Origin of the sequence: Caballeronia sp. LZ001 (genome assembly GCF_031450875.1) — a bacterium.
Lineage (GTDB): Bacteria > Pseudomonadota > Gammaproteobacteria > Burkholderiales > Burkholderiaceae > Caballeronia.
Window position 1 is genome coordinate 3,437,432 of record NZ_JARTVX010000004.1, and the last position, 12,753, is coordinate 3,450,184.

Consider the following 12,753-nt stretch of genomic DNA (forward strand, 5'->3'; position numbering starts at 1 on the left):
AAGGAGAACCACGGATGTATTCCCCAGGACAGGCGGGAGCCAACGCATATGCACGCGTCGGCGTTCAGACAGGGGTGATGGGAGCGAGCCCGCACCGGCTGATCGTGATGCTCTATCAGGGCGCGCGGCAGTCGATTGCACAGGCGCGGATGCACTTGCAGCAGAAGAACGTGGGCGCGCGCGGAGCGGCGATCAGCAAGGCGATCAACATCATCGAGACCGGGTTGCAGCAGGCGCTCAACAAGGAAGCGGGCGGCGAAGTCGCGCTGCGTCTGGACGCGCTGTACTCGTACATGGCACGCCGGCTCCTGGAAGCGAATCTGAACCAGGACGAGTCGATGCTCGTGGAAGTGGACAATCTGCTGGCTACGCTCGAAGAGGCGTGGGTCGGCATTGGACCGGAAGTGGCGAGAACGACCGCGGCAGCCATCTGAGCGGCAGCCATGGCGACTGCCTGACAAGAATGAATACCACAGACGAATATTTCGCGCACTACGAGGCGATTGCTGCGCTGTCCGGCCAGATGCTGGCTGCGGCGCGCAGTGGCGAGTGGAGCGAATTGAAGACGATGCAGGGCAGGTATCGCGAGTTGATCGAACGGTTGAAGGACGTGGATACCGGCTCGGAACTCGACGACACCGCCCGTGCGCGCAAGCTGGACCTCGTGAAGAAGATCCTCGCCGACGACGCCGCGATTCGCGACCTCAGTTCGCCGAGCCTCGCGCGTCTTTCCGCGCTCTTCACGACCAACAGCCCGGCGCGCGTACTTAAAAAGATGATCGGACTGCGCTAGACAACGCGGCTTGCGACGGAAAACTCTTCCGGCGTCTGGCCCGGCCCTCGCGCGCGGTCATTCCAGGATGCCGGCATGTCAGGACTCGATTCCGCGATCGCCATGATTATCGCCAGCCGGACCGAGCTCCTTCTGTCCGCGCTGCGCGCCAACGCCGGTTCGACCGGCCAGACGACCACGCAGACGGGCGTTTCCTTGTCCGTCGCGACGCCCGCCGGAACCGCGGCGGGCGCATCCGCGCCGACGCTCGCTCCGGTGGCGTCGGCGCAAACCGAACTGTCGAGCGTCGCCCGCACGCTCGATGTCATTTCCCGCCTGGGCGGCGCCGCGCCCGCGATTCTCGGCGATGCCCCGCTCTGGCCGACACCGCCGCGTCCCGCGAGCGCGTTCGCCGCGCTGACCACGGGGCTTTTCGATACCGCTTTCTCCTCCAATGCCGCCGCCGTCGCGGCCGCGCGTGCGGCGAGCCAGAATCTGCCGCCGTTGCCGGCGTCCGCGCTGGCATCGGAGCTTGCGAAAACGGTGGCGCAAAGCGGCCTCTTCTACGAGTCGCATCTCGTGCAATGGATGGCCGGGCAGCGCAGCACGGCGTCGCTCGCGAGCGAACCGCAGGCGCGCATCGATCCGCGCGCGCTGACCTTGCCGCTCGATTTGCCGGGCGACGAAAGCATCGCGCGCGATACCGCCTTCGACGACACGCGCCCACCGGCGTTTGCCTCGACACAAACCGATCTGTCCGATCTGCACGCCGAAACGCATAACGTCGCGATGCCGCAAACGCCGCAGCAGGCGGCGGCGCTCGCGGCATCGGTACGGGATGCGCCCGCGCTGGCGCTGTCGAATTCGCAAAGCGCGCCGTCCGCGCCCGCTTCGCCGCCCGCCGCGCCGCAGCCGAGCCAGCATGAATCGGCGCTGCAGGCATCGCTCGATGCGGGTATTCATCCGGCGACGCTCACGGTCGTGCGTCAGCAACTCGACATACTCGCCAACGAGCAATTCCGCTGGCAGGGCGAAGCGTGGCCGGGGACGCGTTTCGACTGGGAAGTGGCGCGAGAGCCGCGTCCCGCCGTGGATACCAGCGAGGAACGCGCGTGGCGCACGCGCGTCACGTTGTCGTTGCCCGCGCTCGGCATGGTGGACGCCGAACTCGTGCTGACCGGCGACAAGCTGGTCGCGCGTCTGAGGGCGAGCGATACGGGCGCATCGCGTTTTTCCGCCGATGCCGCCGCGTTCCAGCGTCAGCTCGAAGCGGCGGGCATCGCGCTGGCGTCGTTCAGCGTGCGTTCGATGGATGGCTCGGGCGCCGCCACGGGCGACATCGACCTGGACGCGCCGAAACCGGTGCGTTCGCCGCTCGAGCATTTATTCCGCGCGCCGCCGGGTGGAGAAGTGACATGAGCAATCCACTGTATTCGCGCAAGCAGGCCACCGCGCTCACTTACGATGCGGGCAGCCGCGAAACGACGCCGCGCGTCGTGGCGAAGGGCTACGGCGTGGTCGCGGAAATGATCGTGCAGCGCGCGAAGGAAGCGGGCGTGTATGTCCATGACTCGCCGGAAATGGTGTCGCTCTTGATGCAGGTCGATCTCGATTCGCATATTCCCCCCGCGCTTTATCAGGCGGTGGCGGAGCTGCTGGCCTGGGTTTATCGGCTGGAGAACGAGGAGCCGGTGAGGGAAGCGGGACGCCGCTAAAACTCGAAAGCCCGCCTCACGATCGCCGCATGATCGAAGCGCGCGGGCAACGTGCCATACACGCGGCCGGTTTCGCCGCGCGCATCGCCCAAACGGGTTTCGATGAACGCCTGTGCCACCTCGTCCGGCGCATGTCTCGCCAGCAATACGCCTTGTGCACAAAAGGTCAATTGCTGCGCGATGCGCCGCGCCGATGCCTCGCGCGACGCCGGATCGCTCGTCAAACTAGTCAAGAGCGTCTGCAAAGCCGCGCCGAGCGCCGGATGCGCGCTTGCCGTATCGCGCCAGTCGTCGAATAGTGCGTGCGCCGCGTCCTGCTCGCGCTCGAACGCACGCAGCACGTCTAGACACATGACGTTGCCCGAACCTTCCCAGATCGAATTGACCGGCGCCTCGCGATAAAACCTCGCCATCGGCCCGGTTTCGACGTAACCGTTGCCGCCCCAGACTTCCATCGCCTCGCCGGTGAATTCGAGCGCGCGCTTGCAGACCCAGAACTTCGCCGCAGGCGTGACGATGCGCCGCCACGCGCGTTCGCGCAACGCCGCTCCCGCCGAGGCGCTCTGCTCGAACGCCCCGGCCAGCCGCATGAACAGCACCGTCGCGGCTTCCGATTCCAGCGCGAGGTCGGCGAGCACGTTGCGCATCAAGGGCTGATCGGCGAGATGCGCGCCAAACGCGCTGCGATGCCGCGCATGATGGATCGCTTCGACCAGCGCCGCGCGCATCAACGCCGCGCTGCCGATCACGCAATCGAGCCGCGTGTAGTTCGCCATTTCGATGATGGTCGGCACGCCGCGTCCTTCATCGCCGATCATCATGCCGTAGGCATCGAGAAACTCGACTTCGCTGCTCGCGTTCGAGCGATTACCGAGCTTGTCCTTCAGACGCTGCACGTGCACGGCGTTCTTGCGGCCGTCGGGCGCAAAGCGCGGCACGTAGAAGCAGGAGAGTCCGCCTTCGTCCGCCGTGCGCGCGAGCACGAGATGCGCGTCGCACTGCGGCGCCGAGAAAAACCACTTGTGTCCGATTAACCGATAGTCCCCGCCGCGCCCGGGTGTGCCGAGCGCATGCGCGCGCGTGCGATTGCCGCGCACGTCGGAGCCGCCCTGCTTTTCGGTCATGCCCATGCCGATCAACATCGATCGCTTGCCGGCTTCGAGGGCGATGTCGCGCGAATCGTGCTCGCGCGACAAGAGCGGTGCGGCGAGCCGTTCATAAAGCGCGGGTTCATTGCGCAAAACGGGGATGCTCGCGAAGGTCATCGTGACCGGACACAGCGATCCGGATTCGAGTTGTCCGTGCAGAAAGTAACCGGCGGCGCGCGCGGCCATCGACCCGGCGCGCGCCGAAGGTTCGAACGGCAGCGCGTGCAGACCTTCTTGCCGCAGACGTCGCAGCAGTTCATGCCAGGCCGGATGAAACTCGATTGCGTCGATACGCTCGCCACGCGCGCTGTGCGTGCTCAGTTCCGGCGTATGCCGGTTGGCGAGATCGGCGAGCGCGAGCACGTCCGGTTGTGTAAGCGCGCGGCCGTCGCGGTGGAGCGCCTCGGCATGCCAATGCGCGCCTTCGCGCTCGAGCGCGGCAACGAGCGCGCGGTCCGCGGCGAAGGCGTCGTAGTCGACAAGCGGCGGCGACTGATTCGTGACTTCGTGTGTCTCGAACAAGGGTGCGTGGTTCATCGTGTGTCTCCCGTGCGAGCTTGCGTCGGCTAATCGCAACACGCGTGGTCAAAAATGATCCTCTATCTCTATTTAACGATGATAGGCCGCACGCCCGACCAGCGTGTAGCGCTGCCGCTCGCTTCAATCTGGCCGGGCGCTCGCGTTTGGTCTTAAACCATTCCTATATTTTTCTGATGCGAACTCTTAAAGACCAACCGGATGAGAGAAATCCGATTGTTTGGCTACCACGGCTGACGGACAGGAGGCCGAACCTATAATCGCCGAGACCCTTATGGCCTGAGGTTTACAGGCCTCTTCTGGAAGTCTTCTCAATGAGCATCAACCTCAATCAACTCGTTCAAGGCGCCTTGACCGAGAGCGTATTGCAACACCTGGCTGCACGCGTTGGCTGCACGCAGGAGTCCGCGAGGCGCGTCGTCGGACTATGCGCGCCAGCACTCATCGGCTCGATGATGAACAAGGCGGCGTCGCTGGATGGCGCACGCAGTCTGTTTGCCTCCGTCATGTCGCCGGGCGTGAACACGCATATCGCCGAGGAACTGCCGCACTTCGTTCTCAACGACGAAGGCATGCAAACGCTCCTCGCCACCCATTCGACGGTGGATGGCGTCATTGCCTCGCACGACAATCTCAATGCGCTCGCCGAGCGTATTTCCGAATACACGGGCGTGGCGGCGAGCGCATCGCGCACGTTGTCCGGCGTCGTGGGCGCAACCATTCTCGGTATCCTCAAGCGCTATTTCACGCAGCACAACGGCCATATCGGCCAGTTGCCCACGCTGCTCGGGCATCAACTGCCGGTCGTGCGGGCCAACATGACGGATTCGTTCGCGAATGCGCTGGGGCTCGGCTCAGTCGGCGCGTTCCTCGCGGGCGTGGCCTCGCGGCTGAAGGCGGTGTCCTCGCATCTCGGTCATCCGGCTACCCAAGAAGCAGCGTCGTTCCCCATTCATGGTGAACAAGAACCGGCCGTGGAAACCGCGCAAACAAACGACAAGGGTCCGCGCCGCAAATGGCTGTGGGTTGCCAACGCCGCTGCCCTCGCGTTGCTGGCCGCGCTCGTTGCGCGCGGCTGTTCGACCGAAAACAAGTCGAAAGACGTGACGGCCGAAACGCGCACGGACGCCTCGGCGGCATCCGACGCCGCATCTGCATCCAGCGCCAGCGCCAGCGACGATCAGGCATCGCAAGCCACGGCTGTGGCGCCCGATCAGGCATCGTTGCCGACCATTTTGCCGGGCAAGGACGCAAGCCTGTCCATGACGGTCGACGCCTCCGGCATTCCCACGCTGAAAGCCACGGTGAATAGCGAGCAGGAACGTCAACGCCTGATCGACATGCTGTCGGCCAAGCTCGGCGCGGACAAGTTCCACGCGAACGTGACCGTCGATCCCGACACGAAGCCCGCCGCGTGGCTCGACAAGCTCGAAGGCCTGCTGCCGTTGATGACGCTGCCGGGCGCCGATCTGCAGATTACCGGCGACACGATCACCCTGAGCGGCGGCGCAAGCGAGCCGAAGCTCGGCTGGGTCGACAAGCTGAAGGCGCTGTTCGGCGCCGGCTGGACGGTCGGCACGCAATCGGCTCAGGTTGCGGCTCCGGCATCGGAAGCGCAAGCCAATCAAGACGCGGATGCCTGCTCGGCTCCGGCTATCGTCAAGACGCTGAACCTGAAGCCGGTCAACTTCGGCACGGGTTCGAACACGCCGCCGCCGGTTGCCATGGCGGCGCTCGCTGCATCGGCGAAGGCGCTGAAGGCCTGCGACACGCAAGCAAAGCCAATTCGGCTTCAGATCGCAGGCTATTCGGACAACACGGGCGGCGCGGCGCTGAATCTTCAGTTGTCGAAGAAGCGTGCGGAAGCGGTGCGTTCGTACCTCGTTCAGCACGGCATTCCTTCTGATTCGCTGACGGCTCAAGGCTTTGGCGACGCCAATCCGGTCGCCGACAACTCGACCGCCGCTGGCCGCATGGCTAATCGACGTATCGAGTTCAAGCAAGCCGACTGAGCGTCACGCGCTATCTCGGCGCGATGCGTCGAAAAAGCGCCGGACCGCTCTGAAGCGGTTCGGCGCTTTTTTTACTTCGCACCAGGCGCATCAGGCAAGGGAAGTCCCGTTCAACGCATTACAGCGCCTCGCCACGCTTCAGCCGCGGAAAGCCATCGGCCATGAAATCCTGATCGACATTCGCGGGCAGTATTTCGCGCGCGACTTCGATCCACGCTCGCGCCGCATGCGACAGATATCCGTTGCGCCGCCAGCCGACGGCCATATCCCAGCGAATCTCGGGCGCGACGACCGGCCGGCAGGTGAACGCCTCGGCATCCAGGCGGCCGCAATAAGGCGCGGGCAACAGCGCGATGCCGATGCCAGCCTGTACCAACGCCGCCATGAAATCCCAATGCCCGCTGCGACCGACGATCGTCGGCGCGAACCCCGCCGCGCGGCACGCGTTCAGCACGACGTCGTTGAGCGCGAGACTTTCGCCGTAGAACACAAAGGGTTCGGCTGCCAGATCGGCGAGCGCTACCTCGTTCAGACCGTCCCAGCGCGAACCTTTTTGCGCCACGAGCCACAAGAGTTGCCGGCTGACGGGCAGCACGTCGAACGTTTCGGCATCGACTGGCTGCAGCACGCCGCCGAGTTCGAGTTCGCCTTCGATCAACGCAGCCTCGATCGCCTTCGAGCCTTGCTCGAACAGCTTCAGCTCGATCTTCGGATACCGCTCCCTGAAAGCAGCAATGACGGGCGTGAAGAGCGCGCCGCCCATCGGCGGAATGCCGATCGTCAGCGTGCCGCGCCCGAACGTGCCCAGATCGTTCAGTTCCGCTTCGAGCCGCGCATGGGCCGCGAGCACATCGACGCCACGCTGATAGACGATCTGCCCGGCATCGGTCAGGACCATCTGACGGCCTTCCCTCAATAAAAGCGGCGAGCCGACCTCGTCTTCCAGTGACTTGACCATTTTGCTGATGGTCGGCTGAGTGACGAACATATGCTCGGCGGCAGCAGTGAAGCTCTTTTGCTTGACCACCTCAATGAAATACCTCAACGCGCGCAATTCCATTTGAGATTCCAGATTGGAATGATTTGGATAATGCTAAGTCATTTTTTTATGTAAACGGTGCACTTATACTCCGTCTACAGGTTAACCCTAGTCATTCGCCCCGAGCCCGCCATGTCCACCGTTCTTTCCGCCCCTTCCGCCTTAGCCAACGCCCGCATGGCGCTTGCTCGCGTGACGCGCATCGCGATTCAATCGGCGGCGCTCGCGGCGATATGGTTCGTCGCGGACCTGGCCGCGCGCAGGCTGGCGCTGCCGGTGCCAGGTGGCGTCGTCGGACTAGTCGCGTTGTTGGCGCTCCTGTTCTGCGGCGGCGTGGCGCCGCGCTGGGTGAAGGCGGGCGCCGACTGGCTGCTGTCGGACATGCTGCTGTTCTTCATCCCGGCGGCCGTGGCGGCGGTCCAATACGGCGGGCTTTTCATGGAAGAAGGCTGGCGTTTGGCGCTGGTTGTCGTCGCGGGAACGCTGATGGTGATGGTGGCGGTGGCGTTCGCCGTGGATCGGGCGGCGCGCCTGGAGCGTCACCTCGCGCTGCGCCGGGCGCTCCACGCGCGGCAAGCTGCGCGCGCCTGAGCCATGAGCCACTTCTACGCTTCGCTGCTCCAAGACGACGCTGCACGCCTGATCGCTGCCGGATGCTTCGTGATGACCGTCGTCCTGTACTTCGTGTCGAAGCGGCTTTACGCGCGCTTCAAAAGTCCGTGGCTGACGCCGCTTCTGGCTGTCCCGGCGGTGCTTGCGGCGATCGTCGTGACGGCGCGCATTCCATACCCCGTCTATTTCGCCGATACGCGCTGGCTCATGTGGCTGCTCGGGCCAGCCACCGTGGCGTTCGCGGTGCCGATCTACGAATATCGGTCGCTCCTGAAGCGGCACTGGATTTCGTTGAGCGTCGGAGTGACGGTTGGCATTCTGGTGGCGGTCGGCGGGTCGATTGCGCTTGCGAAGTTGCTGCATCTGTCGCCGGAACTGCAGCGCAGTCTCGCGACGCGTTCGATATCGACGCCATTTGCGCTCGCGGTATCCGACAAGATTCACGCGCCGCGCGATCTGACCGCGCTTTTCGTCATCGCGACGGGCGTGTGCGGCATGCTCTTCGGCGAGATCGTGCTGGCGCTGGTGCCGCTGCGCACGCGGCTTGCGCGCGGCGCGTTGTTCGGCGCGGCGGCGCATGGCGTCGGCACCGCGAAGGCGCGCGAACTCGGGAACGAAGAGGGCGTTGTCGCCAGCTTGACGATGATGATCGCGGGCGTGGTGATGGTGCTGCTCGCGCCGGTTTTGAGCATGTTGCCGATATAGGCAAATTACGCGCACGCGCCGCTGTTTAGGAGTTTTCGCGGGCAATTCGCGTGGCATCTATTGCGACAATGCGGGCTCAAATATTTCGGTTCGAGCCAAATGTCACTAGTCTCCCAGCACCCCGGCGTCTCAGTCATCATTCCGTGTTTCAACTCGGCAAAAACGCTGGCACGCGCGCTCGAAAGTTGTCTTTCGCAAACCGATGCAGCGCAGATCATCGTCGTGGACGATGGCTCGCAGGACGCATCGGCGGCGGTTGCGAAGTTTTATTCCCTGAAAGACCGACGCGTCGAACTGGTTCAGATGCCGGAAAACGGCGGCCCCGCTCGGGCGCGCAATCATGGTGCAAAGGTCGCGGGACACCCCATTCTTGCGTTCCTCGACGCCGACGACGAGTACCAGCCAGGCGCACTGGCGACTGCCGCACTCTATCTGCGAAACACGCCTCGGCAACCCGCAGTTCGTTTCAGCGCCGATTTCAGTGACTTTCCCGCCGATCTGCGTGCTTTCCCCGACTTCGAACGCCACGCCGACATCATGAGCGACACGGTGGCGAGCACGCTCGTGATTCAGCGTGCGACCTTCCTCGCGCTCGGCGGCTTCCCTACAGATGAAGTCTTCCGGCGTTATGGCGGCGAGGATTCGGCGCTTTCAAATGCAATCATCGACATTTACGGTTGTTATCGCCTGGAAGCCAGGAAGGGCGTTCGCGTCCACTATCATCCGGGGAGCCACGTGGCGTTGTATTTCAGCCGCGCAGGAGGCGCCGAAACGCCGTTCGACGAGCATTGGGCGACCACCGAGGCCATCCAACAGTTCGTCGCACGCGCCCGCACGGCGATGTCCGGCACTGCTGAATCAACGATCGATCAAGCCTGAACGCCCCCTACGCTTAGTCACCCCCATCAATCAGACTGCGCTTAATCCCGCATTCGCATTCCGCCGACTTTTGCTACAATCTTCGCTCGCCCCCGAGGAGCGTTGCGACGGGTTTCACCCGCCAGGCTCGGAGGCTTCAATCGGACGGTTCGAAGGCACATAAACAAGCCCGCTGAGCCACCGCATCGAACGGCGCTCACGTCAAAATTTCTAGTCTTTTTTAGAAAGGAGGGCGTGATGAACGCCGCAGTTCTCGATTCCAAGAATTCCCAGGATTACGTTGTTGCCGACATGTCGCTCGCCGCATGGGGCCGCAAGGAACTCGACATCGCCGAAACGGAGATGCCCGGTCTCATCCAGACGCGCGAGGAATACAAGGCGCAACAGCCGCTGAAAGGCGCGCGCGTCGCAGGCTCGCTGCACATGACCATCCAGACCGGCGTGCTGATCGAAACGCTGACCGCACTCGGCGCCGACGTGCGCTGGGCATCGTGCAACATCTTCTCCACGCAGGATCACGCTGCCGCCGCCATCGCCGCGGGCGGCACGCCGGTGTTCGCGTTCAAGGGCGAATCGCTCGACGAATACTGGGAGTTCTCGCACCGCATCTTCGAATGGCCGAACGGCGAATTCGCCAACATGATTCTGGACGACGGCGGCGACGCCACGCTCTTGCTCATCCTCGGTTCGAAGGCAGAAAAAGACCGCTCGGTCATCGGCAAGCCGACGAATGAAGAAGAAGTCGCGCTGTACAAGTCGATCGCTTCGCACCTCGATGCCGACCCGACGTGGTACTCCACGCGCCTCGCGCACATCCAGGGCGTGACGGAAGAGACGACCACAGGCGTGCATCGTCTGTATCAGATGGAGAAGGAAGGGCGTCTGCCGTTCCCGGCCATCAACGTGAACGATTCGGTCACGAAGTCGAAGTTCGACAATCTGTATGGCTGCCGCGAATCGCTCGTGGATGGCATCAAGCGCGCCACCGACGTGATGATCGCCGGCAAGATCGCGGTCGTGGCGGGCTACGGCGACGTGGGCAAGGGCTGCGCGCAGTCGCTGCGCGGTCTGGGCGCCACCGTCTGGGTCACGGAGATCGACCCGATCTGCGCGCTGCAAGCGGCAATGGAAGGCTACCGCGTCGTGACGATGGAATATGCCGCCGACAAGGCCGATATCTTCGTGACGGCAACGGGCAACTACCACGTCATCAACCACGACCACATGAAGGCGATGCGCAACAACGCTATCGTCTGCAACATCGGTCACTTCGACTCCGAAATCGATGTCGCTTCCACGCGCCAATACACGTGGGACAACATCAAGCCGCAAGTCGATCACATCATCTTCCCGGACGGCAAGCGCATCATTCTGCTGGCCGAAGGACGTCTCGTGAATCTCGGCTGCGCAACCGGCCATCCGTCGTTCGTGATGTCGAACTCGTTCACGAACCAGACGCTCGCGCAGATCGAACTGTTCACGCAAGGCGACAAGTACGAGAACAAGGTGTATGTGCTGCCGAAACATCTCGACGAGAAGGTCGCGCGTCTGCATCTGGGACGTATCGGCGCGGAACTGACGGTGCTTTCGACGGAGCAGGCCGGTTATATCGGCGTCGACAAGAACGGTCCGTTCAAGCCGAACCACTACCGCTATTAATCCGCTACTGACAAGGCACGCGGCGGCGTGGCCGCGCACGGATCGGGAGGTTCGAGCGCGGTACAAAGACACATTGCATCAACCGGAGAACACTCGATGACCGTGCTGCTGACATGGCTGATCAACGCGCTCGCGCTTCTGATCATCACCTATCTCGTGCCGTCGATCCACATCCGCAGTTTCGGCACGGCGCTCATCGTGGCCGTGGTGCTCGGGCTCATCAACGCAGTGCTGCGCCCGGTGCTCATCATTCTCACGTTGCCCGTGACCATCCTGACGCTCGGCCTCTTCATTCTCGTGGTGAATGCGCTGTGTTTCTGGCTGTGCTCGTCGCTCTTGAAAGGCTTCGAGGTGACGGGTTTCTGGTCCGCGTTCTTCGGCTCGATTCTCTATAGCATCGTGTCGTGGCTTCTGTCGGCGCTCATCTTCGGACAGCGCAACTTCGGCTGACGCCGCGCACACCACGCCTCGCCGCGCGTACACACACCATCATGAAACCGATCGAACTTTCATTCGAGTTTTTCCCGCCGAAGACGCAGGAAGGGGTGGACAAACTGCGCGCCTCGCGCGCGCAACTGAAAACGCTCGCGCCGAAGTTCGTCTCCGTGACGTTCGGCGCGGGCGGCTCCACGCAGCAAGGCACGCTCGACACCGTGCTCGAAATGGCCGCGGAAGGCTTCGACGCGGCGCCGCATCTGTCTTGCATCGGCTCGTCGAAAGACAGCCTGCGCGCGATCCTTTCGCAGTATCGGGAGCACGGCATTCGCCATATCGTCGCGTTGCGCGGTGACTTGCCTTCGGGCATGGGTGAAGTCGGCGAGTTGCGCTATGCGTCCGAACTCGTGGCGTTCATTCGCCAGGAGCACGGCGACTGGTTCAACATCGAAGTGGCGGCGTATCCGGAGTTTCATCCGCAATCGCGTTCGCCGCGCGCCGATCTCGAAAACTTCGCGCGCAAAGTGAAGGCGGGCGCGAACTCCGCGATCACGCAGTACTTCTTCAACGCGGACGCCTACTTCGAATTCGTCGATGAAGCGAAAAAGCTCGGCGTCGATGTGCCTATCGTGCCGGGCATCATGCCGATCACCAACTTCACGCAGTTGATGCGCTTTTCCGAGATGTGCGGCGCGGAAGTGCCGAAGTGGATCGCGCGCCGGCTCGAAAGTTACGGCGACGACCGCGAGTCGATCCGCGAATTCGGCGTCGATGTGGTGACGGGTCTATGCCAGCGTCTGATCGACGGCGGCGCGCCCGGCTTGCATTTCTACACGCTCAACGGCGCGTGGGCGTCGAAGACGGTTTGCGAGCGGCTCGGCGTCAAGAGCGTCTGAGTTTGTTTACCCGCGCGGCGTTCGTCCGCGCGGTCCTTACTTTCCTCCTCGTTTAGCACTTTTTTCGGGCGTTTTAGTACCCGACGGCGCACTTTGCGCACGCTGCCGGCACCTTGCGCGGATATTTCGCCATCCGAGCTATCACGCTTAGACATAGGCGATAACCTAACCGCATCGAACCAACCGGCAGCCGTAAATCCAGTGGGGAAAACGACCACACACGTAATATTTGTTCATGCTAGGGTAGCGCCCGAATTTGCTTGCGCCGTTTCATCCGGCAGATTCGCACGGCTGGCAGCACCGCCGATGCGATCAAGTAATATCGCGCTACGTCAGTTGAAAGC

Annotated in this window: 13 protein-coding genes and 1 riboswitch; of the genes, 11 read left to right on the forward strand and 2 right to left on the reverse strand. The window is 63.2% G+C overall.

Features of this window, described 5'->3' with window-relative positions:
* Positions 1–14 precede the first annotated feature (14 nt).
* From fliS to P9292_RS27045, 4 genes are all read left to right on the forward strand, one after another.
* A complete protein-coding gene (gene fliS / locus P9292_RS27030) occupies positions 15–434 on the forward strand; it encodes a flagellar export chaperone FliS (protein WP_309962121.1) in 420 nt (139 codons plus the stop codon).
* A gap of 29 nt (positions 435–463) precedes the next feature.
* Positions 464–793 carry a flagellar protein FliT gene (locus P9292_RS27035; RefSeq protein WP_244826531.1) on the forward strand — a complete coding sequence of 110 codons (330 nt, stop codon included), beginning with the start codon at positions 464–466 and terminating at the stop codon, positions 791–793.
* A gap of 75 nt (positions 794–868) precedes the next feature.
* Positions 869–2,191 (forward strand): flagellar hook-length control protein FliK, encoded by a 1,323-nt coding sequence (locus P9292_RS27040; RefSeq protein ID WP_309962123.1) that lies wholly within the window; start codon positions 869–871, stop codon positions 2,189–2,191.
* A complete protein-coding gene (locus P9292_RS27045; protein ID WP_244826529.1) occupies positions 2,188–2,487 on the forward strand; it encodes an EscU/YscU/HrcU family type III secretion system export apparatus switch protein in 300 nt (99 codons plus the stop codon). Before P9292_RS27040 ends, P9292_RS27045 begins: the two co-directional genes overlap by 4 nt.
* On the opposite strand, the gene P9292_RS27050 is transcribed toward P9292_RS27045, so the two are convergent.
* The gene (locus P9292_RS27050; protein WP_309962125.1) at positions 2,484–4,172 is read right to left on the reverse strand and encodes an isovaleryl-CoA dehydrogenase; all 1,689 of its coding nucleotides are present in this window, start codon (positions 4,170–4,172) and stop codon (positions 2,484–2,486) included. The genes P9292_RS27045 and P9292_RS27050 overlap by 4 nt on opposite strands.
* A 314-nt stretch (positions 4,173–4,486) precedes the next feature.
* On the opposite strand from P9292_RS27050, the gene P9292_RS27055 reads away from it, so the two are divergent.
* Positions 4,487–6,184: an OmpA family protein gene (locus P9292_RS27055; RefSeq protein ID WP_309962127.1), complete on the forward strand. Its 1,698-nt coding sequence runs from the start codon at positions 4,487–4,489 to the stop codon at positions 6,182–6,184.
* Between the two features lie 118 nt (positions 6,185–6,302).
* On the opposite strand, the gene P9292_RS27060 is transcribed toward P9292_RS27055, so the two are convergent.
* Positions 6,303–7,244: a LysR family transcriptional regulator gene (locus P9292_RS27060; protein WP_250466025.1), complete on the reverse strand. Its 942-nt coding sequence runs from the start codon at positions 7,242–7,244 to the stop codon at positions 6,303–6,305.
* Positions 7,245–7,355: 111 nt separating this feature from the next.
* Between P9292_RS27060 and P9292_RS27065 the strand changes: the two genes are divergently transcribed.
* The 6 genes from P9292_RS27065 to metF all read left to right on the forward strand — a co-directional run bounded on the left by P9292_RS27065 (position 7,356) and on the right by metF (position 12,409).
* On the forward strand, positions 7,356–7,814 hold the full coding sequence (locus P9292_RS27065) for a CidA/LrgA family protein (protein WP_309962130.1): 459 nt from the start codon (positions 7,356–7,358) through the stop codon (positions 7,812–7,814).
* Positions 7,815–7,817: 3 nt separating this feature from the next.
* Positions 7,818–8,540, forward strand: a complete 723-nt coding sequence (locus tag P9292_RS27070; RefSeq protein ID WP_250466023.1) for an LrgB family protein — start codon at positions 7,818–7,820, stop codon at positions 8,538–8,540.
* Positions 8,541–8,639: 99 nt separating this feature from the next.
* Positions 8,640–9,419, forward strand: coding sequence for a glycosyltransferase family 2 protein (locus P9292_RS27075; protein WP_309962131.1), 780 nt, complete (start codon positions 8,640–8,642; stop codon positions 9,417–9,419).
* 88 nt (positions 9,420–9,507) lie between these two features.
* Positions 9,508–9,624: riboswitch (S-adenosyl-L-homocysteine riboswitch) on the forward strand.
* Positions 9,625–9,656: 32 nt separating this feature from the next.
* Complete coding sequence (gene ahcY / locus P9292_RS27080) at positions 9,657–11,078, forward strand: adenosylhomocysteinase (RefSeq protein WP_250466021.1); 1,422 nt, start codon at positions 9,657–9,659, stop codon at positions 11,076–11,078.
* A gap of 96 nt (positions 11,079–11,174) precedes the next feature.
* Positions 11,175–11,528: a phage holin family protein gene (locus tag P9292_RS27085; protein WP_244826521.1), complete on the forward strand. Its 354-nt coding sequence runs from the start codon at positions 11,175–11,177 to the stop codon at positions 11,526–11,528.
* Between the two features lie 41 nt (positions 11,529–11,569).
* Positions 11,570–12,409 (forward strand): methylenetetrahydrofolate reductase [NAD(P)H], encoded by an 840-nt coding sequence (metF, locus tag P9292_RS27090; RefSeq protein ID WP_309962133.1) that lies wholly within the window; start codon positions 11,570–11,572, stop codon positions 12,407–12,409.
* Positions 12,410–12,753 lie beyond the last annotated feature (344 nt).

What these genes read in the sequence shown, in the direction of transcription:
- P9292_RS27055 (WP_309962127.1), top strand. Translation starts at nt 4,487, where the DNA reads ATGAGCATCAACCTCAATCAACTCGTTCAAGGCGCCTTGACCGAGAGC.
- P9292_RS27035 (WP_244826531.1), top strand. Translation starts at nt 464, where the DNA reads ATGAATACCACAGACGAATATTTCGCGCACTACGAGGCGATTGCTGCG.
- P9292_RS27040 (WP_309962123.1), top strand. Translation starts at nt 869, where the DNA reads ATGTCAGGACTCGATTCCGCGATCGCCATGATTATCGCCAGCCGGACC.
- P9292_RS27050 (WP_309962125.1), bottom strand. Translation starts at nt 4,172, where the DNA reads ATGAACCACGCACCCTTGTTCGAGACACACGAAGTCACGAATCAGTCG.
- P9292_RS27045 (WP_244826529.1), top strand. Translation starts at nt 2,188, where the DNA reads ATGAGCAATCCACTGTATTCGCGCAAGCAGGCCACCGCGCTCACTTAC.
- P9292_RS27070 (WP_250466023.1), top strand. Translation starts at nt 7,818, where the DNA reads ATGAGCCACTTCTACGCTTCGCTGCTCCAAGACGACGCTGCACGCCTG.
- P9292_RS27075 (WP_309962131.1), top strand. Translation starts at nt 8,640, where the DNA reads ATGTCACTAGTCTCCCAGCACCCCGGCGTCTCAGTCATCATTCCGTGT.
- P9292_RS27060 (WP_250466025.1), bottom strand. Translation starts at nt 7,244, where the DNA reads ATGGAATTGCGCGCGTTGAGGTATTTCATTGAGGTGGTCAAGCAAAAG.
- ahcY (WP_250466021.1), top strand. Translation starts at nt 9,657, where the DNA reads ATGAACGCCGCAGTTCTCGATTCCAAGAATTCCCAGGATTACGTTGTT.
- fliS (WP_309962121.1), top strand. Translation starts at nt 15, where the DNA reads ATGTATTCCCCAGGACAGGCGGGAGCCAACGCATATGCACGCGTCGGC.
- P9292_RS27065 (WP_309962130.1), top strand. Translation starts at nt 7,356, where the DNA reads ATGTCCACCGTTCTTTCCGCCCCTTCCGCCTTAGCCAACGCCCGCATG.
- P9292_RS27085 (WP_244826521.1), top strand. Translation starts at nt 11,175, where the DNA reads ATGACCGTGCTGCTGACATGGCTGATCAACGCGCTCGCGCTTCTGATC.
- metF (WP_309962133.1), top strand. Translation starts at nt 11,570, where the DNA reads ATGAAACCGATCGAACTTTCATTCGAGTTTTTCCCGCCGAAGACGCAG.